The 24,156-nt window shown below is 74.1% G+C and carries 22 protein-coding genes; 9 read left to right on the top strand and 13 right to left on the bottom strand.

What is annotated here, in order from left to right:
- The first annotated feature begins 181 nt into the window (after window positions 1–181).
- Window positions 182–1,066 (top strand): S1 family peptidase, encoded by an 885-nt coding sequence (locus tag ETD83_RS23885; protein WP_138647387.1) that lies wholly within the window; start codon window positions 182–184, stop codon window positions 1,064–1,066.
- Window positions 1,067–1,076: 10 nt separating this feature from the next.
- Here the strand turns inward: ETD83_RS23885 and ETD83_RS23890 are convergent, their stop codons facing one another.
- Entirely contained in the window at window positions 1,077–1,775 is a 699-nt protein-coding gene (locus ETD83_RS23890) for a haloacid dehalogenase type II (RefSeq protein ID WP_171064400.1), read from the bottom strand.
- Window positions 1,772–2,566, bottom strand: a complete 795-nt coding sequence (locus tag ETD83_RS23895; RefSeq protein ID WP_138647388.1) for a SigB/SigF/SigG family RNA polymerase sigma factor — start codon at window positions 2,564–2,566, stop codon at window positions 1,772–1,774. The genes ETD83_RS23890 and ETD83_RS23895 overlap by 4 nt, the downstream gene beginning before the upstream one ends.
- Before the next feature lie 169 nt (window positions 2,567–2,735).
- Between ETD83_RS23895 and ETD83_RS23900 the strand changes: the two genes are divergently transcribed.
- The 5 genes from ETD83_RS23900 (at window position 2,736) to ETD83_RS23920 (ending at window position 5,688) form a co-directional block, all read left to right on the top strand.
- Complete coding sequence (locus ETD83_RS23900; protein WP_138647389.1) at window positions 2,736–3,197, top strand: SRPBCC family protein; 462 nt, start codon at window positions 2,736–2,738, stop codon at window positions 3,195–3,197.
- 51 nt (window positions 3,198–3,248) lie between these two features.
- Window positions 3,249–3,722, top strand: a complete 474-nt coding sequence (locus tag ETD83_RS23905; protein ID WP_138647390.1) for a fluoride efflux transporter FluC — start codon at window positions 3,249–3,251, stop codon at window positions 3,720–3,722.
- The gene (gene crcB, locus ETD83_RS23910; protein WP_138647391.1) at window positions 3,719–4,081 is read left to right on the top strand and encodes a fluoride efflux transporter CrcB; all 363 of its coding nucleotides are present in this window, start codon (window positions 3,719–3,721) and stop codon (window positions 4,079–4,081) included. Before ETD83_RS23905 ends, crcB begins: the two co-directional genes overlap by 4 nt.
- 247 nt (window positions 4,082–4,328) lie before the next feature.
- Window positions 4,329–5,222 (top strand): glycosyltransferase family protein, encoded by an 894-nt coding sequence (locus ETD83_RS23915; RefSeq protein WP_171064401.1) that lies wholly within the window; start codon window positions 4,329–4,331, stop codon window positions 5,220–5,222.
- Between the two features lie 64 nt (window positions 5,223–5,286).
- Window positions 5,287–5,688, top strand: a complete 402-nt coding sequence (locus ETD83_RS23920; protein ID WP_138647392.1) for a DUF2267 domain-containing protein — start codon at window positions 5,287–5,289, stop codon at window positions 5,686–5,688.
- Window positions 5,689–5,739: 51 nt separating this feature from the next.
- Here ETD83_RS23920 and ETD83_RS23925 read toward each other — a convergent pair whose 3' ends face one another.
- The 4 genes from ETD83_RS23925 to mgrA form a co-directional block, all read right to left on the bottom strand.
- The gene (locus ETD83_RS23925; protein ID WP_138647393.1) at window positions 5,740–6,417 is read right to left on the bottom strand and encodes an SDR family oxidoreductase; all 678 of its coding nucleotides are present in this window, start codon (window positions 6,415–6,417) and stop codon (window positions 5,740–5,742) included.
- Window positions 6,418–6,439: 22 nt separating this feature from the next.
- The gene (locus ETD83_RS23930; protein ID WP_138647394.1) at window positions 6,440–7,642 is read right to left on the bottom strand and encodes a glycosyltransferase; all 1,203 of its coding nucleotides are present in this window, start codon (window positions 7,640–7,642) and stop codon (window positions 6,440–6,442) included.
- Complete coding sequence (locus tag ETD83_RS23935; RefSeq protein ID WP_138647395.1) at window positions 7,639–8,664, bottom strand: glycosyltransferase family 9 protein; 1,026 nt, start codon at window positions 8,662–8,664, stop codon at window positions 7,639–7,641. Before ETD83_RS23935 ends, ETD83_RS23930 begins: the two co-directional genes overlap by 4 nt.
- Before the next feature lie 552 nt (window positions 8,665–9,216).
- Complete coding sequence (mgrA, locus tag ETD83_RS23940) at window positions 9,217–10,242, bottom strand: L-glyceraldehyde 3-phosphate reductase (RefSeq protein ID WP_138647396.1); 1,026 nt, start codon at window positions 10,240–10,242, stop codon at window positions 9,217–9,219.
- Window positions 10,243–10,309: 67 nt separating this feature from the next.
- Here mgrA and paaZ point away from each other — a divergent pair, with 67 nt between their 5' ends.
- Both paaZ and ETD83_RS23950 read left to right on the top strand, forming a co-directional pair.
- Window positions 10,310–12,349: a phenylacetic acid degradation bifunctional protein PaaZ gene (paaZ, locus tag ETD83_RS23945; protein WP_138647397.1), complete on the top strand. Its 2,040-nt coding sequence runs from the start codon at window positions 10,310–10,312 to the stop codon at window positions 12,347–12,349.
- Window positions 12,350–12,412: 63 nt separating this feature from the next.
- A complete protein-coding gene (locus ETD83_RS23950) occupies window positions 12,413–13,339 on the top strand; it encodes a LysR family transcriptional regulator (RefSeq protein ID WP_138647398.1) in 927 nt (308 codons plus the stop codon).
- Here ETD83_RS23950 and ETD83_RS23955 read toward each other — a convergent pair.
- Genes ETD83_RS23955 through ETD83_RS23965 form a run of 3 tightly spaced genes read right to left on the bottom strand, consistent with a single transcriptional unit; the run spans window position 13,317 to window position 17,160 of the window.
- Window positions 13,317–14,462: a Glu/Leu/Phe/Val family dehydrogenase gene (locus ETD83_RS23955; protein WP_138647399.1), complete on the bottom strand. Its 1,146-nt coding sequence runs from the start codon at window positions 14,460–14,462 to the stop codon at window positions 13,317–13,319. The genes ETD83_RS23950 and ETD83_RS23955 overlap by 23 nt on opposite strands.
- Window positions 14,455–15,612 (bottom strand): NAD(P)/FAD-dependent oxidoreductase, encoded by a 1,158-nt coding sequence (locus tag ETD83_RS23960; protein ID WP_230421130.1) that lies wholly within the window; start codon window positions 15,610–15,612, stop codon window positions 14,455–14,457. The genes ETD83_RS23955 and ETD83_RS23960 overlap by 8 nt, the downstream gene beginning before the upstream one ends.
- Before the next feature lie 9 nt (window positions 15,613–15,621).
- Complete coding sequence (locus ETD83_RS23965; protein ID WP_138647400.1) at window positions 15,622–17,160, bottom strand: aldehyde dehydrogenase family protein; 1,539 nt, start codon at window positions 17,158–17,160, stop codon at window positions 15,622–15,624.
- Between the two features lie 211 nt (window positions 17,161–17,371).
- On the opposite strand from ETD83_RS23965, the gene ETD83_RS23970 reads away from it, so the two are divergent.
- Window positions 17,372–19,498 (top strand): thiamine pyrophosphate-dependent enzyme, encoded by a 2,127-nt coding sequence (locus ETD83_RS23970; RefSeq protein ID WP_138647401.1) that lies wholly within the window; start codon window positions 17,372–17,374, stop codon window positions 19,496–19,498.
- Window positions 19,499–19,504: 6 nt separating this feature from the next.
- Here ETD83_RS23970 and ETD83_RS23975 read toward each other — a convergent pair whose 3' ends face one another.
- The 4 genes from ETD83_RS23975 to ETD83_RS23990 are packed head-to-tail and all read right to left on the bottom strand — an operon-like array spanning window position 19,505 to window position 24,123.
- Window positions 19,505–20,239: an ABC transporter ATP-binding protein gene (locus ETD83_RS23975; protein WP_138647402.1), complete on the bottom strand. Its 735-nt coding sequence runs from the start codon at window positions 20,237–20,239 to the stop codon at window positions 19,505–19,507.
- Window positions 20,236–22,011, bottom strand: coding sequence for a branched-chain amino acid ABC transporter ATP-binding protein/permease (locus ETD83_RS45435; protein ID WP_138647403.1), 1,776 nt, complete (start codon window positions 22,009–22,011; stop codon window positions 20,236–20,238). Before ETD83_RS45435 ends, ETD83_RS23975 begins: the two co-directional genes overlap by 4 nt.
- Window positions 22,008–22,907, bottom strand: a complete 900-nt coding sequence (locus tag ETD83_RS23985) for a branched-chain amino acid ABC transporter permease (protein WP_138647404.1) — start codon at window positions 22,905–22,907, stop codon at window positions 22,008–22,010. Before ETD83_RS23985 ends, ETD83_RS45435 begins: the two co-directional genes overlap by 4 nt.
- Before the next feature lie 7 nt (window positions 22,908–22,914).
- Window positions 22,915–24,123, bottom strand: coding sequence for a branched-chain amino acid ABC transporter substrate-binding protein (locus tag ETD83_RS23990; protein ID WP_138647405.1), 1,209 nt, complete (start codon window positions 24,121–24,123; stop codon window positions 22,915–22,917).
- Window positions 24,124–24,156: the final 33 nt, after the last annotated feature.

Genomic DNA, 24,156 nt, shown 5'->3' on the forward strand with positions numbered 1-24,156 from the left:
GAACTACGCCGCAACTGGAACCAGGACCGCCGCTGGGAACCCACCTGGAACGACGACCAGCGCCGCCACGGCTACGCCGGCTGGAAGAAAGCCGTCACCCGGACCCTCGACTGGGTCGACGTCGACTGAACGATCACCGGAGTGGCGGTCCTTCGTGGACCCGCCAGGGAGGAACCGCCGCATGACCAGACATCTCGCCGCCGTCGCGCTCGCCGCTCTCGCCGCTCTCGGCGTCGTGGGAGCGGGGACGCTCACCGCCGCCGGTGCCACGCCCGCCGGCGGCGCCGCGCCGGCCGCCGCCGCCCAGGACCGGCCGGGGCAGAAGGGCCGGGCCGAGGTCGACTTCACCGGGATCGTCGCGCTGAGCAACTGCTCGGGGTCCCTGGTCCGCGGGCCGCGGTCCCGCGACACCGACGCGGCGCTGGTCATGACCAACGGCCACTGCCTGGAGACGGGGATGCCGAAGGCCGGCGAGGTGATCGTGGACGAGGAGTCGTCCCGGACGTTCACGCTCCTCGACCGGACGGGCCGTAAGGACCTGGGCACCCTCCGGGCCACCAGGATCGAGTACGCCACCATGACCGACACGGACGTGACGGTCTACCGGCTGGAGGCCACCTACGCGGCCATCAGGAAGCGGTACGGCGTGCCCGCGCTGCGCCTGTCGGCGGCCAGACCCCACGACGGCACCGGGATCAGGGTCGTGTCGGGCTACTGGCGGGAGATCTACGGCTGCAAGATCGACACGACGGTGCACCGGCTCCGCGAGGCCGGCTGGACGTGGAAGGACTCCATCCGGTACGCCTCCGAATGCGCGACGGTCCACGGCACGTCCGGGTCGCCGGTCGTCGACGTCCGGACGGGCCAGGTCGTCGGGGTCAACAACACCGGCAACGACGACGGCGAACGCTGCACCCTGAACAATCCGTGCGAGGTCGACCGCGGCGGCGAGGTCACCGTCCGGCGCGGCGCTGACTACGGCCAGCAGACGTACCTGCTCGCCCGCTGCCTCGGCAAGGACAACGACGTCGTGCTGGGGAAGGCGTGCGCCCTGCCGAGGCCGTGACGGGCGCGGGTCAGGCCGCGTCGAGCGCGAGGAGCCGTTCCACCACCTGGACGAGGTCGCCGCCGGTCACGTCCGGCGGCGCGAAGACGTCGCCGTAGCGGCCTTCGAGCCGGCCGGTCCAGCCGGTGACCAGGCCGGCGCGCTTGGCGCCGTGGCAGTCCCAGGCGTGCGCCGCCACCAGCGCGAGCCGGCCGGCGGGCACGCCCGTCGCGGTGGCGGCGTGCGCGTAGACGGCCGCGGCCGGCTTCCACCGCCGCACCTCCTCGATGCTGATCACCCGGTCGACCAGGTCGGTGAGGCCCGCGCCGTCGAGGAACGCCATGGTGGTGGCGCCGGCGCCGTTGGTGAGGCACACGGCGGGGACGTCCGCGGCCGCGAGACGGCGCAGCGCGGGCTCCACGTCCGGGTGGGCGGGGAGCGACGCGAGGCCGTCCAGGACGTGCTCGACGGCGGCGTCGTCCAGCACGCGTTCCGCGGCTGCCCCTGCGCGCCGCGCGGAGACGGCGCGCAGCGCCCCTGCGGCGACCCGGCGGAACGGCTGGAAGTCGCCGGTCGCCGTCAGGGCCATGCCGTCGCGCAGCGTCCGCGCGTACCAGATGCCCAGGGCCTCGCCGGGGAGGCCGGCGTCCTCGAAGCGGGCGCGCAGCGGATGGAGCATCATCATCGTCTCCATCACGTCGAAGGCGACGATGCGGGGCCTCCGCGTCACCGCTCCGCCAGCAGCCCGGCGCGGAGCCTGTCCAGCGTGGCGCGGAGCAGGCGCGAGACGTGCATCTGGGAGAGGCCGATCTGCTCGGCGATCTGCGTCTGCGTCTTGTTGCCGAAGAACCGCAGGAGCAGGATCGTCCGCTCGCGCTCGGGGAGGTCGTCGATCAGCGGGGCGAGGGCGTGGCCGTCGATGAACGCGTCGAGGGCCGGGTCGTCCGAGCCGAGGTACTCGCCGACCGTCCCGTTGTCGCCGGACGCCGACCCGTCCGCCGGCGCCTCCAGGGACAGCGGGCGGTAGGCGTCGCAGGCGACGATGACCTCGACGGTCTCCTCCTCGCTGATCTCCATCAGCGCGGCGATCTCCGCGGTCGTGGGGGAGCGGCCCCGCTCGCGGGTGAACTCCTGGACGGTGCGCTGCAGCACCGGCCGCAGCTCCTGGATGCGGCGCGACACCCGCACGCCCCACGTCTTGTCGCGGAAGTGCCGCTTCACCTCCCCGGTCACCACCGGGTAGGCGTAGGTGACGAACCGGTCGCCGATCCCCGGGTCGAACCGGTTGATGGCCTTGACCAGCCCCAGGTAGGCGACCTGCTGGAGGTCGTCGAGCGGCTCCCCGCGGTTGGCGTACCGGCGCGCCACCGCCCGGACGAGCCCGGCGTGCATGTCGACGATGCGCGCCCGGAGCCGCTCCCGCAGGGGATCGTCGTCCGCCAGCCGGTTCATCTCCGCGAGCAGCGTCTCGGTCTGTTCCTCGTCGAGCCGGCTGGTGGTGGTGGGCTGCGCAGGCGCCATGCGTGTCGTCTCCCTCCGTGAGCGGTCGCTGAGGCGGGGGGCGATCGCTCGATCCAGTCCCTTTACCCGGTGATCGGCGCGTGACACGGGGTCGCCCGCACCCGTCCACCGGCCGGATAAGGGGCGCCGTCGCGGGTATCCGAGCCGGTGACGCATGAGGGGGAGACCCGTGAGCACGATCACCGAGTCGGTCAACGTCACCGTCCCGATCCGCGCCGCCTACGACCAGTGGACGCAGTTCGAGACGTTCCCGGAGTTCATGGAGGGCGTCGAGGAGATCCGGCAGCTCGACGACACCACCGTCCGATGGCGGACGCGGATCGCCGGCGTGACCCGCGAGTTCGACGCGCGGATCACCGAGCAGCTTCCCGACGAGCGCGTCGCCTGGAAGTCCCTGGACGGCCCGGAGCACGCCGGGGTGGTGACGTTCCACCGCCTGGACGACACCACCACCCGTGTCACCGCGCAACTGGAGTTCGCCCCGGAGGGCCTGGCGGAGAAGGCCGGCGACCGGATCGGCGCGCTCACCCATCGCGTCAAGGGCGACCTGCGGCGCTTCAAGACGTTCATCGAGTCGCGCGGCGTCCAGACGGGCGGCTGGCGCGGGCAGGTGGACCGCCCTGGGCCCTGACCTGCCAGGCCGTGGGTAAACTTGCGGGCCGCCTGTTCGGGGAGTGTGCCCATGACCGCGCCCGATCGTCCCAACGTCGAACCGCGCGTGCCGGGGAAGCGGCGCGCCTCCTGGGAGACGCCGGCGGCGGTGTCGGCGGGCGGCGTCCTCGGGGCCCTCGCGCGGTACGGGCTGGTCACCGCGTTCCCGTACGGTGCGGGGGACTTCCCCTGGGCGGTGTTCTGGATCAACGTTTCGGGCTGCCTGCTCATCGGCGTCCTGATGGTGCTGATCACCGAGACGTGGCGGGCGCACCGCCTCGTCCGCCCGTTCCTCGGCGTGGGGATCCTCGGCGGGTTCACCACGTTCTCCACCTACGCCGTCGACATCCAGCAGGCGGTGGAGCACGGCGCGCCGGGGGTGGGGCTCGCGTACCTCGCGCTGACGCTGGTCGCGGCCCTGGCCGCAGTCGTCGCCGGGATGCGCCTCGCGCGGGCGCTCGGCCGGGCGCTGCCCCGCGGGCCCGTGGAGGAGGACGGCGAGTGACGGTCCTGCTGATCGCGCTGGGAGCCGCGCTGGGAGCCCCGCTGCGCTATCTGACCGACCGTGCCGTCCAGGCCCGGCACAACTCCGCCTTCCCGTGGGGGACGCTCACCGTCAACGTCACCGGGTCGTTCGTCCTGGGGCTCTTGGCGGCGCTGCCCGCAGGCAGCGGGGCCATGGCCTTCGCCGGGACGGGCTTCTGCGGCGCCCTCAGCACGTACTCCACGTTCGGTTACGAGACCGTCCGGCTGGTGGAAGATGGTGCGCGGTTCTACGCCGTCCTCAACGCCGCGGCCAGCGTGGCGGCGGGGCTCGGCGCGGCCTACTGCGGCATGGCCGTCGCCCAGGCGATCAGCGCGTGAGCGGTCGAAGAGCGCACGAACAGGCGAAACGTGGTGCGGCCCAGGCTCGCAGTCCGGGGCACATGGCTCCGAACCGACGAGTGGGCCGCGACGTGACTTTGCCCATCCGGCCGTTTCGGTAAACCGGTAGGTGTCTCAACTGTCACGGCGCGGGGACATGGGACGGGCGGTCGCGGGTAGCACCCACCAGAGAGCACCCCGGCCGGCCAAGAGCGGCCGGGGCCGGAAGGCGAAGGGCGGCCGGGGAATGCGCGTCCTGGTGACCGGATGGCCGAGTCTCGGGAACGGCGAGGCCACGGCGGGCGACGTCCTGGCGATGGAGGCCGTGCGGCGCGGGCTCGCGGACGCGGACGTCGAGTGCGACCTGGCATGGGGCCCGGTCCTCCGGCCGGACGGGCCGGACCTCGACGGCGCCGACCCCGGGCGCTACACGCACCTGGTGTTCGCCTGCGGGCCGCTGCACGGCCGGCAGATCGAGGAGCTGCACCGCCGGTACGGGGGCTGCGTCCGCGTCGCCGTCGGCGTCTCGGTCACCGACCCGGACGACCCGGCGGTCACCGGGTTCGACGCCGTCCTCGCGCGGGACACGCCCGCGGAGGCGCCGCGGCACGACCTGGCCGCGCTGCCGATGACCCCGTCCACGCCGGTCGTCGGCGTCGTGCTGGCGTCCGGGCGGCGCGAGGACGTGGAGCGGCGGCCCGACGACCGGGTCGAGCGGGAGCTGACGGAGTGGCTCGCCGGCCACGAGTGCGCGCGGCTGCCCCTCGACACGCGGCTCGATCCGCACGACTGGCGGCTGTTCGGGACGGCGGCGGAGCTGGAGTCGGTGCTGCGCAGGCTCGACCTGGTGGTGACGACGCGGCTGGACGGGCTCGTCCTCGCCCTGAAGAACGGGGTGCCCGCGCTCGCCGTGGACCCGGTCGGCGGCGGGGCGAAGGTCGCCGCGCAGGCGCGGGCCTGGTCGTGGCCCGCCATCGTCACCGTGCCGGAGGACGCGTCCGGGCGGCGGCTGCTCGACCCGGACGAGCTGGAGCACTGGTGGGAGTGGGCGCTGTCGCCGGAGGGGGCCGGGCGCCCGTCGGCGCTGCCGCCGTCCGACGCGGTGATCGGCGAGCTGCTGGACGTGATCGGCGCACGTTAACAGTCCGACAGATCGGGCATTCTCTGCATTTCACGGGGCATTCACGAGGAAGGGAGCGTCCGCCATGCGCCACGAGGAGTTCATCGGCCAGGTCCAGAACCGCGGCCGCCTCTCCGGCCACGGCGAGGCGGAGCGGGCCACCCGCGCGGTCCTGGAGACGCTCGGTGAGCGGATCCCGGAGGGGCTCGCCGACAACCTCGCGGCGCAGCTGCCGCACGAGATCGGCGAGCACCTGCGCCGGACCGAGGTCTACGGCGGCGCCGGGAGCGGCGAGCGGTTCGGCAGGCACGACTTCATCGAGCGGGTCGGGGCCCGGGCCGGCGCCGACGACCCCCGGGCCGCGTTCCTGACGCGGGTCGTGCTGGAGGTGACCGACGAGGCCACCCACGGCGGCGTCGCGCACAAGGTGGCCGGCAGCCTCCCCGCCGACCTCAGGGACCTGGTGGCGTCCGGCAGCACCGGCTGACCGGCCGCCCGCCGGGCCGGGCGCGCGGCGCCGGGATCCGGCGTGCGGTCATCACGGCCACGACGGTTCGCGCGACGGGCAGACGACCATCTCCCGCACCTCGCAGCCCGGGGGCTGGGACAGCGCGAACGCGACGGTCGCCGCCACGTCGGCGGGCCGGTTGAGCTCGGCGTCGGGGCCGGGCCGGTACCTCGCGGCGCGGCCGTCGAAGAACGCGGTGTCCATGCCGCCGGGCATGACCATCGTCACGGCGACCTTCCCGGCCAGCTCGGCGGCGAGGGCCCGGGTGAACCCGACGAGGCCGAACTCGGACGCGCAGTACGCGCTCGCGTGGCCCACGGCCCGGAACCCCAGCGTGGACGCGACGGTGACGACCCGTCCCGCCGGCTCGTTCTCCAGGTAGGGGAGCGCCGCGCGGACGACGGCGGCCGTGCCGAGCAGGTTCACCTGGACGACCCGCTCCCAGTCCTCGGCGGGGACGTCGCAGAGCGTCCCGGGGGCGTCGATGCCCGCCGCGGCGACGACGGCGTTGAGGCCGCCGGCGGCACGGGCCAGGCCGTGCACGGCGCGTTCGGCGCACCGGCGGTCGGCCAGGTCGGCCTGCATGTGCTCGAAGTCGTCCTTCGGCGGGTGCCGGTCCAGGATGAGCGGGCGGCCGCCGTCGTCGGCGACCTTCCGTGCGACGGCGGCGCCGAGCCCGGAGGCTCCGCCGGTGATGAGGACGTTCATGAGCGTCTCCCTTCGTGATGCGTCATGCGGCCACCTGCCTCACCGCGGCGGCATGGCGGTAGACGTCGGCGGTGCCGGCGGCGACGCGGGACCACGCGTGGCGATCGCGCGCCCGTTCGAGTCCCGCGAAGCCCATCGCCGCCCGCTTCGCCGGGTCGTCCAGCAGGGCCCGGATCGCCCTGGCCGCCGAGTCGGGGTCGCGGGGCGGGACGAGGACGCCGGTGACGCCGTCGGCGACCGTGTCGAGGTGCCCGCCGACGGCGCTCGCGACGACCGGCACGCCGCAGGCCATCGCCTCCAGCGGCACCATCCCGAACGGCTCGTACCAGGGCAGCGTGACGACCAGGGCCGCCGAGCGGAGCAGCGCGGGGACCTCGGCGCGGGCGAGCCGTCCGAGGAACTCCACACGCCCGGCGACGCCCGCGTGCCGCGCCACCGCGCGCAGCCTCCGGATCTCGGGCTCGCCGCCCGGGCCGCCGGCGACGGCCAGCTCGGCGTCCGGCAGGTGCGCGAGCGCCCTGATCGCCGTGTCCACGCCCTTGCGCTCGACGAGCCGTGACACGACCACGAGGCGGTGCCGGCCGCGGCGCCCGGCCGTCCGGTCCTCCGGGGTGAACAGGCCGAGGTCGACCCCGTAGGGCACGACATGGACGCGGTCGCCGGGCACGCCCATCGCGGCCAGCTCGGCGATCTCGTCCGAGCAGGTGGCGATCACGCCGTCGGCGGCGCGCCCGATCGCGCGCTCCAGCCGGACCCGCGACGCCGGGCTGGCGTCCCGGCCGCACTCGTGGCGGCGCATGACGGCCCCGAGCGCGTGGTAGGTCTGCACGACCGGCACGCGCCGCGCCCCGGGGGCCTGCGCGGCCTGGATGGCGGCGAGGCCGCTCATCCAGAAGTGGGCGTGCGCGACGTCGGGCGGGTCGGCGGCCCAGCGCCGCCCCAGGTGGCGGCCGAAGTCGTGCATCCACGGCAGCAGGGCGTGCCTGGCGATGGGCTCGGCCGGCCCGGCGGGGACGTGCTCGACGGTCACGCGGGGCGCGAGCCGCACCCGCTCCCGCAGGGCGGGGGAGTCCCGCCGCGTGTAGACGGTGACGTCGTGGCCCTGCCTGCCCAGCTCGGCCGCCAGGTCCGCGACGAACACGTGCTGCCCGCCGCCCGCAGCGTCCGGTTCCTCCTCCACGGCGGCGAGGGGGCTGGCGTGCTCGGAGATCATGGCCACCTTCATCCCGTCACCTCCTCGACGGACGCCGCGACCTCCCCTGTCATCACGATCTCGACGGCGGCGGCGACCTCGTCGGCGCCGACGGACGCCAGGCAGGGGTGGCCCTCGACCGGGCATTCGCGGGCGCGGCTGTCCTTGCACGGCGCCCGCTGGTCGCCGAGCAGCGCCATCGGCACGCCGAACGGCGCCCACCGGGCGGCCGGCACGGTCGGCGCGAACAGCGACACGACGGGGGTCCCGACGGCCGCCGCGAGATGCGCGGGCCCGGTGTTCCCGGCGACGACCGCGCGGGCGCCCTCCAGCACGGACGCCAGCTCCGGCAGCGTCGTGCGCCCGCCGAGGTCCAGGCCGTCCTCGCCGGCGACGAGCGCGGTCAGCTCCTTCTCGTCCGCGTGGCCGGTGACGGCGACGCGGTGGCCCGCCGCGCGCAGCAGGCGGACGGCGGCGGCGCAGCGCTCCGGCGGCCAGGCCCGCGCGGGCGCGGACGTCCCCGGGTGCACGACGACGTAGCCCGGCCCGCCGGTGAGGTGGCCGGTGTCGGGCAGCGGGCCGCGGACCCGCAGGCGGTCGTCGCCGGTGGACGGGAACCCGGCGTCCTCGGCCAGCGCGAGCATCCGCAGCGGCTCGGGCATGTCCTCGCCGGGCCGGTGCCGCAGGTCGAGCAGCGAGCCGGGGTGGTCGGCGCTGATCCCGCCGATCCACGGCGTCCCGGCGAGGCGCAGCAGCAGCGCCAGCGGCAGCGGCGACTGGTGGGCCGAGGTGAGGATCAGCGCGCGGTCGAACCCGTGGAGCCTGCGCGTCAGCCCGTCGATCTCGCTCCGCCTGACCGGTTCGCGGCCGGGGCCGATCCACGGGGCGGACCACCCGATGACGCGGTCGACGCCCGGCAGCAGGTCGGCGGCGGCGCGCCCGCGCGGGCCGCACAACAGCACGACCTCGTCGGCGCGCGCGGCCACCGCCCGCAGGGCGGGCCCGGCGAGCAGCACGTCCCCGAGGCCGTCCTGGCGGGAAACGAGGACCCTCATCGGCGCCGCTCCGCCGGATGGTGAAGGATCGCGTTGATTCCGGGCACGCGCATGTGAGCCCCCGTTTCGGCGCAAACGTCGGGTGAATGGCTATGCCCTCGTCCTGGACATCCGCCCTGGGCGTACTTGCCGGAGACAAATCCCGTATGGGTGATTTCGACATTGCCGCTAGCCGGGGCCCTAAACGCACGAGTCGGAAAAGTCACCGGTTGCCGAAGTGGCCCCTGGGGTCATGGTGAAAGACGCCGCGCCCGACCGCCACCGCTGACGGCGGTCAGTGCCGGGCCCGCGCGGCGATCACGATCAGGTCGATCGCGGCGATGACGGCGACGACCGCGCACACCGCCGCCGCGGCCCAGGCGCCGTCCCGACCAGCGCCACCGCGGACAGGATCGCCCGCAGCCGCAGCGGGCTGCGGGCGTCCAGCGGCTCCCTCCCCGCCGGCTGCCGGTGCCGGTACGGCCCGCGCGAACCGGGCCCGCGCCTTTCGGGATCTTCCTCCATGCGCTGGTCGTGCCCGGTCAGGCCCGGTCGATGCGCCCGGCCCGGCGATCAGTGGGCGCTGGACGCCGCCCAGATGTTGATGCCCGCCTCCACCGCGTCCCGGTCGATGGCGGCGAGCTCGTCCGCGGTGAGGCCGAGCCGGTCGAGCGCCGCTAGGTTCTCCTCCAACTGCGCGACGCCGCTCGCGCCGATCAGCGCCGAGGTGACCCGGCCGTCGCGCAGCGACCAGGCCAGCGCGAGCTGCGCCAGCGTCTGCCCGCGGCCCTTGGCGATCTCGTTGAGCGTCCGGACGTGCCGGACGTTCTCCTCGGTCAGCAGGCTCGCCGAGAACGACGTCCCCCGGCTGGCCCGCGACCCCTCGGGCACGCCGTCCAGGTACTTTCCGGTCAGCATCCCCTGCGCCAGCGGCGAGAACGCGATGCAGCCGACGCCCTCCTCGCCGAGCGTGTCGAGCAGCCCGCCCTCGATCCACCGGTTGAGCATGGAGTAGGACGGCTGGTGGATCAGCAGCGGCGTGCCCATCTCCCGCAGGATCGCCGCCGCCTCGGCGGTGCGCTCGGCGGAGTAGGACGAGATCCCCGCGTACAGGGCCTTCCCGGACCGGACGGCCCGGTCCAGCGCCCCCATCGTCTCCTCCAGCGGCGTCTCGGGGTCGAAACGGTGGCTGTAGAAGATGTCGACGTAGTCGACGCCCATCCGGCGCAGCGACTGGTCGAGGCTCGCGAGCAGGTACTTGCGCGACCCCCACTCGCCGTACGGGCCGGGCCACATGTCGTAGCCGGCCTTCGTCGAGATGATCAACTCGTCCCGGTAGGGCGCGAAGTCCTCCCGCAGGATCCGGCCGAAGTTGGACTCGGCGGAGCCGTAGGGCGGCCCGTAGTTGTTGGCGAGGTCGAAGTGCGTGACGCCGAGGTCGAACGCGCGCCGCAGGATCGCCCGCTGGGCGTCCAGCGGACGGTCGTCGCCGAAGTTGTGCCACAGCCCCAGCGAGATCGCCGGGAGCCGCAGCCCGCTGCGCCCGCACCGCCGGTAGGGGATCCGCTCGTATCGTCCGCTGTCCGCCGCGTAGGTCATGGCGACGAGTATTTCAGCGCCGAAGGTGGCAATAAGACTCAGAGATATCCGGACGAGGAGGTCCCCAGTGGTCGTGCTGCGCAGCTATGTGTCGGGTTCCTGGCAGTCTCCGGACGACGAGGGCGTGCCATTGCGCGACGCGGTCACGGGGGAGGAGGTCGCGCGGATCTCCTCGGCGGGCGTCGACATGGGCGCCGCGCTCGAACACGGGCGGAGGGCCGGCGGCCCGGTGCTGCGCGAGCTGACGTTCCACCAGCGCGCGGCGCTGCTGAAGGCGCTCGCCTCGCACCTGCGGGAGCATCGCGAGGAGCTCTACGCGCTGTCGGCCCGCACCGGCGCGACCCTGGGCGACGCGAAGTTCGACGTGGACGGCGGCATCGGCGTCCTGTTCGGCTACGCGAGCAAGGGCAGGCGGGAGCTGCCGAACGACACCGTGCTGGTCGAGGGGAACGTCGAACCGCTCGGCAAGGGCGGCACGTTCGTCGGGCAGCACCTGTGCACCCCGTCGCACGGCGTCGCGGTGCAGATCAACGCGTTCAACTTCCCGGTGTGGGGCCCGCTGGAGAAGCTCGCGCCCGCGTTCCTCGCCGGGGTGCCCAGCCTGATCAAGCCCGCGAGCCAGACCGCCTACCTGACCGCACGGCTGGTGGAGCTGATCGTCGAGTCCGGCATCCTGCCGGACGGGAGCGTGCAGATGGTCTGCGGCGACCCGCGCGACCTGCTCGACCACCTCACCGAGCAGGACCTCGTCGCGTTCACCGGGTCGGCGTCAACCGCCCGGCTGCTGCGCACGCATCCCGCGATCGTCGGCAACGCGGTCCGGTTCAACGCCGAGGCCGACTCGCTGAACTGCTCGATCCTCGGCCCGGACGCGACGCCCGGCACGCGGGAGTTCGACCTGTACGTCAAGCAGCTCGTCGCGGAGATGACCGTCAAGGCGGGCCAGAAGTGCACCGCGATCCGCCGCGCCCTGGTGCCCGCGGCGCTGATCGGCGACGTCGCCGACGCGGCGCGGGAACGGCTGTCCAGGGTCACGGTCGGGAACCCGGCCGACCCGGACGTGCGGATGGGCGCCCTCGCGAGCCTCGACCAGCGCGAGGAGGTGCGGCGCTCGCTGAAGGCGCTGCTGGACGCGGGCCAGGCCGTCTTCGGCGACCCCGGGCACGTCGACGTCGCCGGCGCGGACGCCGAGCGCGGCGCGTTCATGTCGCCGGTCCTGCTGCGCGCCGACGACACCGGACGCGCCGAGCCGCACGAGGTCGAGGCGTTCGGGCCGGTCAGCACGCTGCTCCCCTACGACGGCGCTGAGCGGGCGGTCGAGCTGGCCGCCCGCGGGCGGGGCAGCCTCGCCGGGTCGGTCGTGACGGCCGACGCCGACTTCGCCCGGCGGGTCGTCCTCGGCACCGCGCCGTGGCACGGCCGCCTCCTCGTCCTGAACAGCGAGAACGCCGCCGAGTCGACCGGGCACGGCTCGCCGCTGCCCGCGCTCGTCCACGGCGGGCCAGGACGCGCCGGAGGCGGTGAGGAGATGGGCGGGATCCGCGGCGTCGTCCACCACATGCGGCGCACCGCCGTCCAGGCCGGGCCCGCGATGCTCACCGCGATCACCGGGCGGTGGGTCCCCGGCACCGACCGGACGGTCACCGACGAGCACCCGTTCCGCAGGTACCTGGAGGACCTGCGCGTCGGCGACACCGCCGCCGGAGGGCCCCGCGTCGTCACCCTTGACGACGTGGAGCACTTCGCCGAGTTCACCGGCGACACCTTCTACGCCCACATGGACGAGGACGCCGCCCGCGCCAACCCGTTCTTCCCCGGACGCGTCGCGCACGGGTACCTCGTCGTGTCGTTCGCGGCCGGGCTGTTCGTGGACCCCGCGCCCGGGCCCGTCCTCGCGAACTACGGGCTGGAGAACCTGCGGTTCCTCACACCGGTGACGCCCGGCGACGAGCTGTCGGTCACCCTGACCGCCAAGCAGATCACGCCGCGCGAGGGCGCCGACTACGGCGAGGTCCGCTGGGACACCGACGTCACGAACCAGGAGGGCGCCTCGGTCGCCAAGTACGACGTGCTGACTCTGGTGGCCAAGAGGCCCGAACACGATTAATCATGTGGAGAAGGCGTCCGCGGGGGAGACGCCGCCCGCCAGTGGAACGGGGTGCGCCATCGCATGATCAGTCCCCTGCACATCCAGACGGTGCGCGAGGTCGTCCGCACCGGCTCGTTCGCGGACGCCGCCCGCAACCTCGGGTACACCGCCTCCGCCGTCTCCCAGCAGATCGCCGCACTGGAGCGCGCCTGCGGCCTGGTGCTGTTCGAGCGCCGGGCCCGCAGCGTCCGGCCCACCAGCGCCGCGTTCCTCATGGTCAGCAAGGGCAACGACGTCCTGTCGGCCCTGGACACCCTGGAGCGCGAGCTGCGGACGGTCGCGAGCGGCGAGCGCGGCGCGCTGCAGCTCGGCAGCTTCCCGACCGCCAGCGCCCGCATCCTGCCGCGGGTGCTGGCGGAGCTGTCCCGGGTCCGGCCCGGCATCGAGATCAAGCTGTCGGAGGGCGAGCCGGACGAGCTGCTGCCCGAGCTCCTCGACGGCGACCTCGACCTCCAGCTCGTCTACCGGTACGACCTGTTCCCGCGGACCTGGCCCGACCAGATCGTGGAGACGCCGGTCATGGACGAGCACCTCGTCCTGTGCGTGCCGGAGGAGCATCCGCTGGCGGGCGGGCGCACCGTCCGGCTCCGGGAGCTGCGGTCGGAGACGTGGATCGCGAGCCGCCCGGAGAGCTCCGGCTCGCAGGCGCTGCTGCGGTTGTGCGGCACCGCCGGGTTCACGCCGAACATCGCGTTCCGCAGCAACGACTACGCGGTCGTGTGCGGGCTCGTCGGCTGCGGGCTCGGCATCGCGCTCGTCCCGGCGCTCGGCTGCGTGCCCGCGCCCGGCCTGCGGATGCTGAAGCTCAGCCGCCGCACCCCGCAGCGGCACGTCACCGTCCTGCGCCGCGTCACCAACACCAACCCGCTGGTCAAGGACGCGATGCGCGGGCTGACCGAGATCGCCCGCGGCGTCGAGGCCGAGATCAGCGACGCAACCGGCCCTTGAGCTCCATCGCCGCCCGCACCCGCCGCCGCGCCAGCGCCAGCGCCGCCTCGTGGGTGGTCGTCCCCTGCGCGCGGGCCGCCGCGAGCACCGTCTCGGTGTTCTCCCGCATCTTCGCCGACACCGCCGCGAACACGGCGTCCGGTTCGGGGCGGAACGCCGAGTAGCGGGCGTCCATGGCGAAGCCCGCCGCGACGACGCCGCCCGCGTTCGCCACGAAGTCCGGCACGACCGTGACGCCGCGCGCCGCGAGGACCCGCTGCGCCGCCGGCCCGGTCGGCAGGTTCGCGCCCTCCACCACGATGCCCGCCTGGACGTTCGCGGCGACGTCCGCGTCGATGACGTCCTGCAGCGCCGCCGGGACGAGGACGTCAGCCGGGACGAGCAGCTCCGCGCCCACCTCCAGGAGCCGCCCGCCGCCGTACTCCCGCACGACCGCGTCGCCCGCCTCCGCCCGCAGGCCGAGGAGCCGCCCGACGTCCAGGCCGCCCGGGTCGTACAGCGCGCCGCGCGCGGTCGAGACCGCGACGACCACCGCGCCCAGCTCGTGGAGGCGGCGGGCGGCGGCGTGCCCGACCGCGCCGAACCCCTGCACCACGACCCGCGCGCCCCGCAGCGACGACCCGGCGTGCCGGGCGGCGGCGTCGGCGGCCTCCGCGACGCCGTAGCCGGTGACGCCCAGCTCGTCGTACGGCATGCCGCCGAGGACATGCGGGGTGCCGACCGCCGCGCCCCGGTCGGCCAGCTCGTCCTGGACGATCGCCGCGTCCCGCTCGGTCAGCCCCATGTCGAGGCCCGCGACGTACTGCCGGGGGATCTCCTGCGAAAGCGCCCGGACGAACGACCGCAGGATCGCCTCCCGGTCCGGCGACCCCGGGTCGGCCATGATCCCGGCCTTCGCGCCGCCGAAGAACAGGTCGACGCCCGCCCACTTGTAGGTCATGACCCGCGCCAGCCGCGCCACCTCCGCGACCGTCAGCGACGCGCTCATCCGCATGCCGCCCTTGCCCATCCCGCGGGCGGTGTTGTCGATGACCAGGACGCCGCGCATCCCGGTGCGGGAGTCGGACACGCACACGACCCGCTCGGGGCCCCACTCGTCCATCAGTGAGAGCACGTCAGACACGGTTCAGCTCCGGGCGCGGGCCGTCCCCGGCGAACCGGTCGGCGCTGAACGGGGACACGTCGGTGAACGGCTCCCGGCCGAGGTACAGGTCGCGGACGACCTCGCCGACCGCCGGGCCCTGCAGGAACCCGTGGCCGGAGAAGCCCGTCGCGTACAGGAACCGGGACACGCCGGCGTCCTCCCCGATGAGCGCGTTGTGGTCGGGCGTGACCTCGTACAGGCCCGCCCAGCCGCCGGTGAGCCCGACGTCGAGGAGCCGCGGGGCGCGGGACCCGATCGCCTCGGTCAGGCGGGGCAGCCAGGCGTCCGAGCGGTCCAGGCGGAACCCGGGCCGCTCCTCCGGGTCGGACATCCCGAGCATCAGGCCCTCGCCCTCGCCGTGGAAGTAGAACGACGTCGCGAAGTCGATCGTCATGGGGACCGGGCGCGGCAGGTCCCGGATCGGCTCGGTGAACACGATCTGCCGCCGCAGCGGCTCCACCGGCAGCTCGACGCCCGCCATCGCGCCGACCGCCGCCGACCAGGCCCCGGCCGCGCAGACGACCGCGGACGTCGCGATGCGGCCCCGGCTCGTCCCGACCGCCCTGATCCCGCCGCCGTCCGTCTCGATGCCGGCGACCTCGCAGTGCGTGAGGATCGTCGCGCCGTGCCGCCGCGCGCCGCTCGCGTACCCGAGGACGACCGACTCCGGCGTGCAGTGCCCGTCGTCGGGGGAGAACGCGGCGGCCAGCAGCCCGTCCGTCTCGATCAGCGGGGACAGCCGCCGCGCCTGCGCCGCCGGGATCATCCGGCTCGGGACGCCCAGGTCGTTCTGCAGGGCCACGCCCCGCTCGAACGCCGCCACGTCCTCGGGCCGCGACAGCAGGAACAGGTAGCCGACCCGGCGGAGGTCGATCTCCTGGCCCGGACGCTCGCCGAACCGCGCGAACGCATCCAGGCTGCGGGCGCCGAGCCGGATGTTGACCTCGTCGGAGAACTGCGCCCGCACCCCGCCGGCCGCCTTGCACGTCGACCCGGAGCCCAGCTCGCCGCGCTCCACCAGCACCACGCGCCGCACCCCGGCCTCGGCGAGGTGGAACGCGATGCTCGTGCCCATCACGCCGCCGCCGACGATGACGACCTCGGCCCTGCCGTTCAGGGGGGTCCGCACGGGCCGCTCCTACAGCCGGAAACCGAGGTCGGGGCTGACCTCCAGGACGTCCATCTGCGCCTTCTGGAGCCGTCCGGAGTGGTCCCAGTTCATCGACTGCCAGCGGGTGAACTGGTCCAGCACCCACACGCCCGACTGGCGGCTGCCGTTCCCGGACCGGCCGTTGCCGCCGAACGGCAGGTGCGCCTCCGCGCCGGACGTCGAGTTGTTCACGCTGACCATCCCTGCGGAGATCCGCCGCCGGAACGCGAACACCGCCGCCGGGTCCGTCGTGTAGATGGACGCCGACAGCCCGTAGCCGGGCGCGTTGGCGAGGGAGATCGCCTCGTCCAGCGTCCGGTACTTCGCGACGCCGATGACCGGGCCGAACGTCTCGTTCATGAACAGCTCGTCGGCGGGGCCGACGCCGTCCACGATCGCCGGGTGGTAGTAGAGGCCCGCCTCTGCGTCGCCGGTGAAGCCGGCACGCGGCGCCGCCGCCGTGATCCGGCCGGTCGCGGACGAGCCGTGCACGGTGTGGTGCGGGCCGATCCAGCCGAGCGCCTTCTCGAACCCGTCCGCGAACCGCTCGTTGATCAGCGGCCCGTACAGGACGTCGCCCGTCGGGTCTCCGATCACGGCGGCGCGCGCCGCCTCGTCCAGCAGCCGGACGAACTCGCCGTGCACCGACTCGTGCACGATCGCCGTGCCCAGCGATGTGCAGCGCTGCCCGGCCGTCCCGAACCCGGAGAACAGCGCGCCCTCGACGGCGAGCGGCAGGTCGGCGTCCCCGGTGACGACCATCGGGTTCTTGCCGCCCAGCTCCAGGCACGGCGACTGGAGGTGCCGCCCGCACAGCTCGCCGATCCGCGACCCGACCTCGGTGGACCCGGTGAAGCCGACCTTGTCGACCAGTCCCTGGCCGAGAGCCCGCTCCAGCCCCTGATAGGTCTCCGGGCCGTCCGCGTAGACGACGTTGAGGACGCCGTCCGGCACTCCCGCGTGCGCGAACAGCTGGTAGAACGCCTCCGCGCACGCCGCCGCGTACTCGGCGGGCTTCCACACGACCGCGTTCCCGCACAGCAGCGCCGGGACGATGTACCAGGACGGCACCGCCACCGGGAAGTTCCCCGCCGTGATCACCGTGACGACCCCGACCGGGTCGCGGAACGTGAACAGCTGCTTGTCGGGCATCTCCGACGGCACCGTCTGCCCGTACAGCCGCCGTCCCTCCCCGAGGAAGAACGCGCAGGTGTCGGCGATCTCCTGGACCTCGCCGAGCGCCTCCGCGTACGGCTTGCCGACCTCGCGGGTGACGACGCGGGCCAGCGCCTCCTTGTTCGCCTCGACGAGCCGTCCGACCGCGGCGACCACCTGGCCGCGGACGGGCGGCGGCACGTCCCGCCAGGCGTCCTGCGCCGCGCGGGCGGCGGCGCAGGCGCGGACGAGGTCGCCCGCGTCCGCGAGGGACACCTCGGCGACCACCTCGGCCCCGCGGGACGGGTCGGTGGAACGGTACGGGCGCGCTCCGGCCGGGATCCGGGCGCCGCCGATGACGGAGGAGAGCACGAGTCCAGCGTGAACAGGCGAGGCCCCTCGCGCCAAGATCGGGAAGAGCGCGGCTTCCTTACCGCGAGGCCAAGCCCGGCTGAGGCTCTCCACGGGACGCCGTTAAGCGTTCCTTGGCCAACCGCCAACCTGTTCGGGGGCTTGCGGAGTCGACCCCGGCACCGGCGGCGTCCCATGCTCGAACCGCGCCACGATCCACGCAGGAGACCGCATGCCCGAGCCCGCCGACGTCCACTTCCTGGAGAGGGCCGCCGCTCTCAGGCCGCCGGCCGCGCCGGTCCCGCCCGGCCCGCCGGGCGGCGAGCGGCTCCTGGAGCTGTTCGACGCCCAACTCGGCAGCAGGCACCTCGACCTCGCCGCCCGGTGGCTCCGGTCCGAGGGCAGCGGCTTCTACACGATCGGGTCGTCCGGCCACGAGGGGAACGCCGCCGTCGCCGCCGCGCTCCGCCCGGACGACCCGGCACTGCTGCACTACCGGTCGGGCGCGTTCTTCCTGGAACGCGCACGCCAGGTGCCCGGCGGGGAGCCGCTCCGCGACGTGCTGCTGGGCCTGGTCGCCGCGGCCGAGGAACCCATCGCGGGCGGGCGCCACAAGGTGTTCGGAAGCCACCGCCTGCACGTCATCCCGCAGACGTCCACGATCGCGTCGCATCTCCCGCGCGCGCTCGGCGTCGCCTTCGCCATCGAACGCGCCGCCCGGCTCAGTGTCGAGACCCCATGGCCGCGCGACGCCGTGGCCGTGTGCAGCTTCGGTGACGCGTCCGCCAACCACTCCACGGCCACGGGCGCCATCAACGCCGCCGTCAACACCGGCTTCCAGGGCCTCCCGCTGCCGCTCCTGTTCGTCTGCGAGGACAACGGCATCGGGATCAGCGTCCGCACGCCGCCCGGCTGGATCCACGCCGCCTACGGGTCGCGTCCAGGGCTCGCCTACTTCCAGGCGGACGGATGCGACCTCGCGGACGCCCTCGCGGTCGCGTCGCAGGCCGCCGGCTGGGTGCGGGAGCACCGCCGCCCCGCGTTCCTGCATCTGCGGACCGTCCGGCTGATGGGCCACGCGGGCTCCGACGTCGAAGCGTCCTACCGGGCCCCCGCCGAACTGGCCGCCGACCTCGACCGCGACCCCCTGCTGCGGACGGCGCGGCTGCTCGTCGACACCGGCGTGGCGGCGCCGGACGAGATCGTCGAGCGCTACGAGGCGAAGCGCGCCGAGGTGATGGCCCTCGCCGGGAAGGCGGCCGGGGCGCGGCGCCTCTCGTCCGCCGCCGAGGTCATGGCCCCCCTCCGCCCCGCCGCGACCACCCGGGACGCGGCGCCGCCGAGCGGGGAGCCGGTGACGTTCGCGCAGGCCGTCAACCGGACGCTCGGCGACCTGCTCGGCGAACGCCCCGGCCTGGTCGTGTTCGGCGAGGACGTGGCCCGCAAGGGCGGCGTCTACGGGGTCACGCGCGGCCTGCTGAAGCGGGCCGGGGCGGCGCGGGTGTTCGACACGATCCTGGACGAGCAGTCGATCCTCGGCCTCGCGCTCGGATTCGGCCTGGCCGGGATGCTGCCGGTCGCGGAGATCCAGTACCTCGCCTACCTGCACAACGCCGCCGACCAGATCCGCGGTGAGGCGGCGACGATGGGGTTCTTCTCGTCGGGCCGGTACCGCAACCCGATGGTCGTCCGCGTCCCCGGCTACGCCTACCAGAAGGGCTTCGGCGGCCACTTCCACAACGACAACGCCGTCGCCGCGCTGCGCGACATCCCCGGCCTCGTCATCGCCTCACCGGCACGACCCGACGACGCCGCGGGCATGCTGCGCGCCTGCGTGGACGCCGCCGAGGAGGACGGGCGCGTCTGCGTGTTCCTGGAGCCGATCGCGCTCTACCACGCCCGCGACCTGCACGACGACGGCGACGACGGCTGGCTGGCACCGTCCGGCGGGCTCGTGCCGATCGGGCGGGCCCGCACGTACGGGGAGGGACGCGACCTCACCATCGTGACGTTCGCGAACGGGCTGCGGATGAGCCTGCGCGCCGCCCGCCGCCTGGAGGCGCGCGGCGTCCGGTGCCGCGTCCTCGACCTGCGCTGGCTCGCGCCGCTGCCTGACGGCGACCTGCTCCGCGAGGCCCGCGCCACCGGCGCCGTCCTGATCGCGGACGAGACGCGCCGCACCGGCGGCGTGTCCGAGGCCGTCCTCACCGCGCTCGCCGACGCCGGCTTCCAGGGCCGCACGGCGAGGGTCACCAGCGAGGACAGCTTCATCCCCCTCGGCGACGCCGCCCAGCACGTCCTGCTCTCCGAGGAGGCCATCGAGGAGGCGGCCGGACGCCTCCTCACCGGGAGTCGGTGACCCCGCTCATTGCGCCTCGATGGCGGGGTCGCCGCCGAGGTAGGCGGCCTTGACGCGGTCGTCCTGCGCGAGCTCGGAGGCCGGGCCGGACAGGACGATGCGGCCCGTCTCCAGCACGTACGCGCGGTCGGCGAGGCGGAGCGTCTGGTGGGCGTTCTGCTCGACGATCAGGATCGTGGCGCCCTGCCCGCGGATCTCCCGGATCACGCGCAGCACCTGCTGCGCCATCTGCGGGGCGAGGCCCATCGTCGGCTCGTCCAAGGCGAGGAGGCGGGGGCGCAGCATCAGCGCGCGGCCGATCGCGAGCATCTGCTGCTCGCCGCCCGACAGCAGCCCGGCGAGCTGGCCGCGCCGCTCCCCGAGCCGGGGGAACATCTCGTACACCTCCTCCCGGCGGGCCGCGACGGCGCTCCGGTCGCGGCGGCGGAGGTAGCCGCCGAGCAGCAGGTTCTCGGCGACGTTCAGCGCCGGGAACACGCGCCGTCCCTCCGGGACGTGCCCGAGCCCGGCCGCGACGACCTTGTGCGCGTCCAGCCGGGTGATGTCGCGGCCGTCGAACTCGACGCGTCCGGACCGGGCCCGGTGCAGCCCGGTGATCGTGCGGAGCGTGGTGGTCTTGCCCGCGCCGTTGCTGCCGAGCAGCGCGACGATCTCGCCGTCGCCGACCTCGAACGAGATCCCGGACAGCGCCTCGACCTGCCCGTACCGGCTGTGCAGGTCGCTGACCTGGAGGAGCGTCACCGCAGGACCTCCGTGACGAGGTCGGTCTCCGGGTCGTCGGGGACGCCGAGGTAGGCGGCGATGACCCGCTGGTCCTCCTGGATCTCGGCGGGCGGGCCCTCGGCGATCGTCCGGCCGTACTCCAGGACGGTCACCCGGTCGGAGATCGACATGACGAGCGCGACGTCGTGCTCGATCAGCACGACCGCGGCGCCGAGCGCGCTGATCCGGGCGATCAGCTCCATCAGCGCCCGCTTCTCGGTGGGGTTGGCGCCGGCGGCGGGCTCGTCCAGCAGCAGGACGCGGGGGTCCCCGGCGAGGGCGCGGGCGATCTCAAGGCGGCGCCGGTCGCCGTAGGCGAGGCCGCCCGCGGGGCGGTCGGCGGCGTCCAGCAGGCCGACGAAGTCCAGGCAGCGGCGGACGGTGTCGGCGTCCTCGCGGGAGAGCGGGCGGAGCAGGCCGCGGTCGCGGGCGAACCGGCCTATCAGCACGTTCTCCGCGACCGTCATCTCGTCGAACAGCCGGATGCTCTGGAACGTGCGGGCGAGCCCGGCGGCGGCGACCCGGTGCGGGGCCTTGCCCCGGACGTTCCGCCCGGCGAGCACGACGGTCCCGGCGGACGGCGGGATCATCCCGGTGATGCAGTTGAACGCGGTGGTCTTGCCCGCGCCGTTCGGGCCGATGACGCTGACGACCTGCCCGGCGTCCGCGCGGAGCCCGAGCCCGTCGACGGCCGTGACGCCGCCGAAGCTGCGGGACAGCCCGCCGACCTCCAGCAGCGTGCCCTTCGCGGACGGGAGCGCGGGCGCTGGCCCGGCCTTCTCGGGGAGGCGGAAGCGGCGGGGACGGTAGGGCCACACGCCCTGCGGGCGCAGGAGGACGATCAGGATCAGCAGCAGCGCGAAGAACAGCCCCCGGTACTCCTGGACGCTCCGCAGGATCTCCGGCAGCGCGATGATCACCACGGCGCCGATCACCACGCCGGGCCGGCTGCCCATCCCGCCGATGATCACCACGAGCAGGATCATCAGCGAGGTCAGGAACGTGAAGCTGGACGGGTCGACGGTGCCGAGCTGCGCGGCGTTCAGCGGCCCGGCGACCGCGCCGGTCATCGCGCCGAGGACGTAGGCGAGCAGCTTCACCCGCCGCGCCGGGACGCCGACCGCCTCGGCCGCGGTGTCGTCGGACCTGATCGCCCGCCACGCGTACGCGAGCCGGGACCGGGCGAGCAGCGCGGTCAGCGCCAGCACGACGACGAAGAACGCCAGCGACAGGTGGTAGAAGTCGCGCGGCATGACGATCTCGCGCCCGCCGAGCGTCACCGGCGGGATGCCGGTGAGGCCGTTCGGCCCGCCGGTGACCTCCAGGTTGATCACCGTGAGCCGGATGATCTCGCCGAAGCCGAGCGTGACGATGGCGAGGTAGTCGCTGCGCAGCCGCAGCGTCGGATACCCGATCACGACGCCGGCGACCGCCGCGGCGGCCACGGCGGCGGGCAGCGTGAGCCAGAAGTTCCACTCCAGCTCCACCATCAGCAGGCCCGCCGTGTACGCGCCGATCGCGAAGAACGCCGCGAAGCCGAGGTCCAGCAGGCCCGCGTACCCGACGACGATGTTGATGCCGAGGCCGAGGATCGCGTAGATCAGGATCGTCGCGCCGACGGTCAGGCCGTAGTCGTCCATCACCTGGCCCGCGACGAGCGCCACGACGATCAGCAGCGGCCAGCCCCCGTACCGGGCGGGCGTCTCCCAGCGCCCGAGGCCGGGCAGGCGCTCCCTCACGCGGGCCTTCACGCGCGCTCCACGACGCGTTCGCCGAACAGGCCGGTGGGTCTCAGCGCCAGCACCCCGATGAGCAGCCCGAAGATGATCACATCGGTCCAGCGGGACGAGACGTACCCCGCCGAGAACGACTGGACGAGCCCGATGGCGACGCCCGCGACCATCGTCCCCGGCAGGTTCCCGATGCCGCCGAGCACGGCGGCGGTGAACGCGCGCAGCCCGATCAGGAACCCCATGCCGAAGCTGATCTGCACGTAGTACAGCCCGTACATCACGCCCGCCGCGCCCGCCAGCAGCGAGCCGATGAAGAACGTGACGAGGATGAGCCGCTCGACGTTGATGCCCTGCAGCCGGGCGGCGTCCCGGTCCATCGCGAGGGCGCGCATCGCCGTCCCGGTCACCGTGCGGGTCACGAACAGCCACAGCCCGGCCATCAGCGCCACCGAAAGCACGACCAGCGCGAGCTGCCCCCAGGTGACGCGGACGGACCCGCTGAAGATCTGCCCGCCGTCCAGCGTGTTCGGGTAGGACTTGAACCGCGCGTCGGTGAGGACCTTCACGCCCTCCTGCAGCGCCAGCGACACCCCGATCGCGGCGATCAGCAGCGCCAGCCGCGGCGAGGCCAGCAGCGGGACGTAGGCCGCCTTCGCGATCCCGGTGCCGACGACGCCGGTCGCCAGCGCGCCGACGAGGACGGCGGCGACGATCGCGGGCAGCGCCATCCCGCCGGTCACGCCGAGCGTGGTCAGCGTCCCGAACCCGGCGAACGCGCCGATCATGAACACGTCCCCGTGCGCGAAGTTGATCAGGCGCACCACGCCGTAGATCATCGAGTAGCCCAGCGCGATCAGCGCGAGGAACGCCCCGATCGTCAGCCCGTTGACGAGGTACTGGACGAATTCGCTCATAGTTCGGTCATGACGTCTTGGCGTCCACCCAGGTGCCGCCGGACTTGTCGAGCTTCTTGTAGGCGGTGAACGCTCCGCCCTGGACCTGGACGGTGATGTACAGCGGGTCGGTCCGGTCGCCCTTGTCGTCGAACGTGATCGGCCCGGTGATGCCCGGGAAGTCCTTCATCTTGCGCAGCGCGTCGATGACGTCCTTGCCCTTCGTGGACCCGGCGTCCTCGATCGCCTTCGCGATGACCTTCACCGCGTCGTACTCGTACACCGAGAACGGCCCGGGGTCGGCGTTGTGCGCGGCCTTGTAGGCGGCGACGAACTTGGCGGCGGCGGGCAGGTCCTTGGCGAGCGGCGCGGTGGTGGCGATGTACCCGTCGGCCGCCGTGCCCGCCGTCTTCAGCACCGTCGAGTCGGTCGTCGCGTCCCCGCCCATCAGCGCGAACTTCAGCCCGAGCTGCTTGCGCTGCTTCATCAGCAGGCCCGCCTCGGCGAAGTACCCGGTGAAGTACAGGACGTCCGGCTTCGTCGAGGCCACCTTGGTCAGGACGGGGCTGTAGTCGGACTGGCCGGGCTGCAGCGCGTCCTGGTACACGACCTGCCCGCCCGCCTGCTTCGCCGAGTTCGCCGTCGCGTCCGCGAGGCCCTTGGCGTAGGTGGTGTTGTCGTGCAGGAGCGCGATGCGCTTGGCGCCGAGCTGCCCGGTCATGAACTTCGCGGCGACGAGGCCCTGGTTGTCGTCGCGCCCGCAGGTGCGGAACACCTTGCCCTTCCCGGTGTCGGTGAGCCCCGGGTTCGTGGACGCGTCCAGCACGAACGGGACGCTCCGCCGCCCGAAGATCGGGATCGCGGGCACGGCCGCGCTGGAGCAGTACCCGCCGGCGACCGCCACGACCCCGCTGTTGAGGAGCTTCTGCGCGGCCTGCGCGCCCTGCTGGGCGCTGCACTGGTCGTCGGCCTCGACGATCTGGACGTCGCGGCCGTCCACGCCGCCCGCCTTGTTGATCTCGTCGGCGGCGACCCTGGCGGCGGCGAGGATGTCCTGCCCGGCGGAGGCGGAGTCCCCGCTCAGCGGCGCCGGAACGCCGATCTTGATGGCGCCCGACCCGCCGGAGTCGTCGCCGGACCCGCAGGACACGGCGAGCGGGACCAGCAGCAGCCCGGCGCCGGTCGCGGTGCGGAGGCGGAACCCGCGTCGGCGGTTCCGGGAAGTCGATCGGGTCATCGGCGCCTCTCCGTCGCTCAAGGGCGGGGGTGG

Origin of the sequence: Actinomadura soli (assembly GCF_005889715.1) — a bacterium.
Taxonomy (GTDB): Bacteria; Actinomycetota; Actinomycetes; order Streptosporangiales; family Streptosporangiaceae; genus Spirillospora; species Spirillospora soli.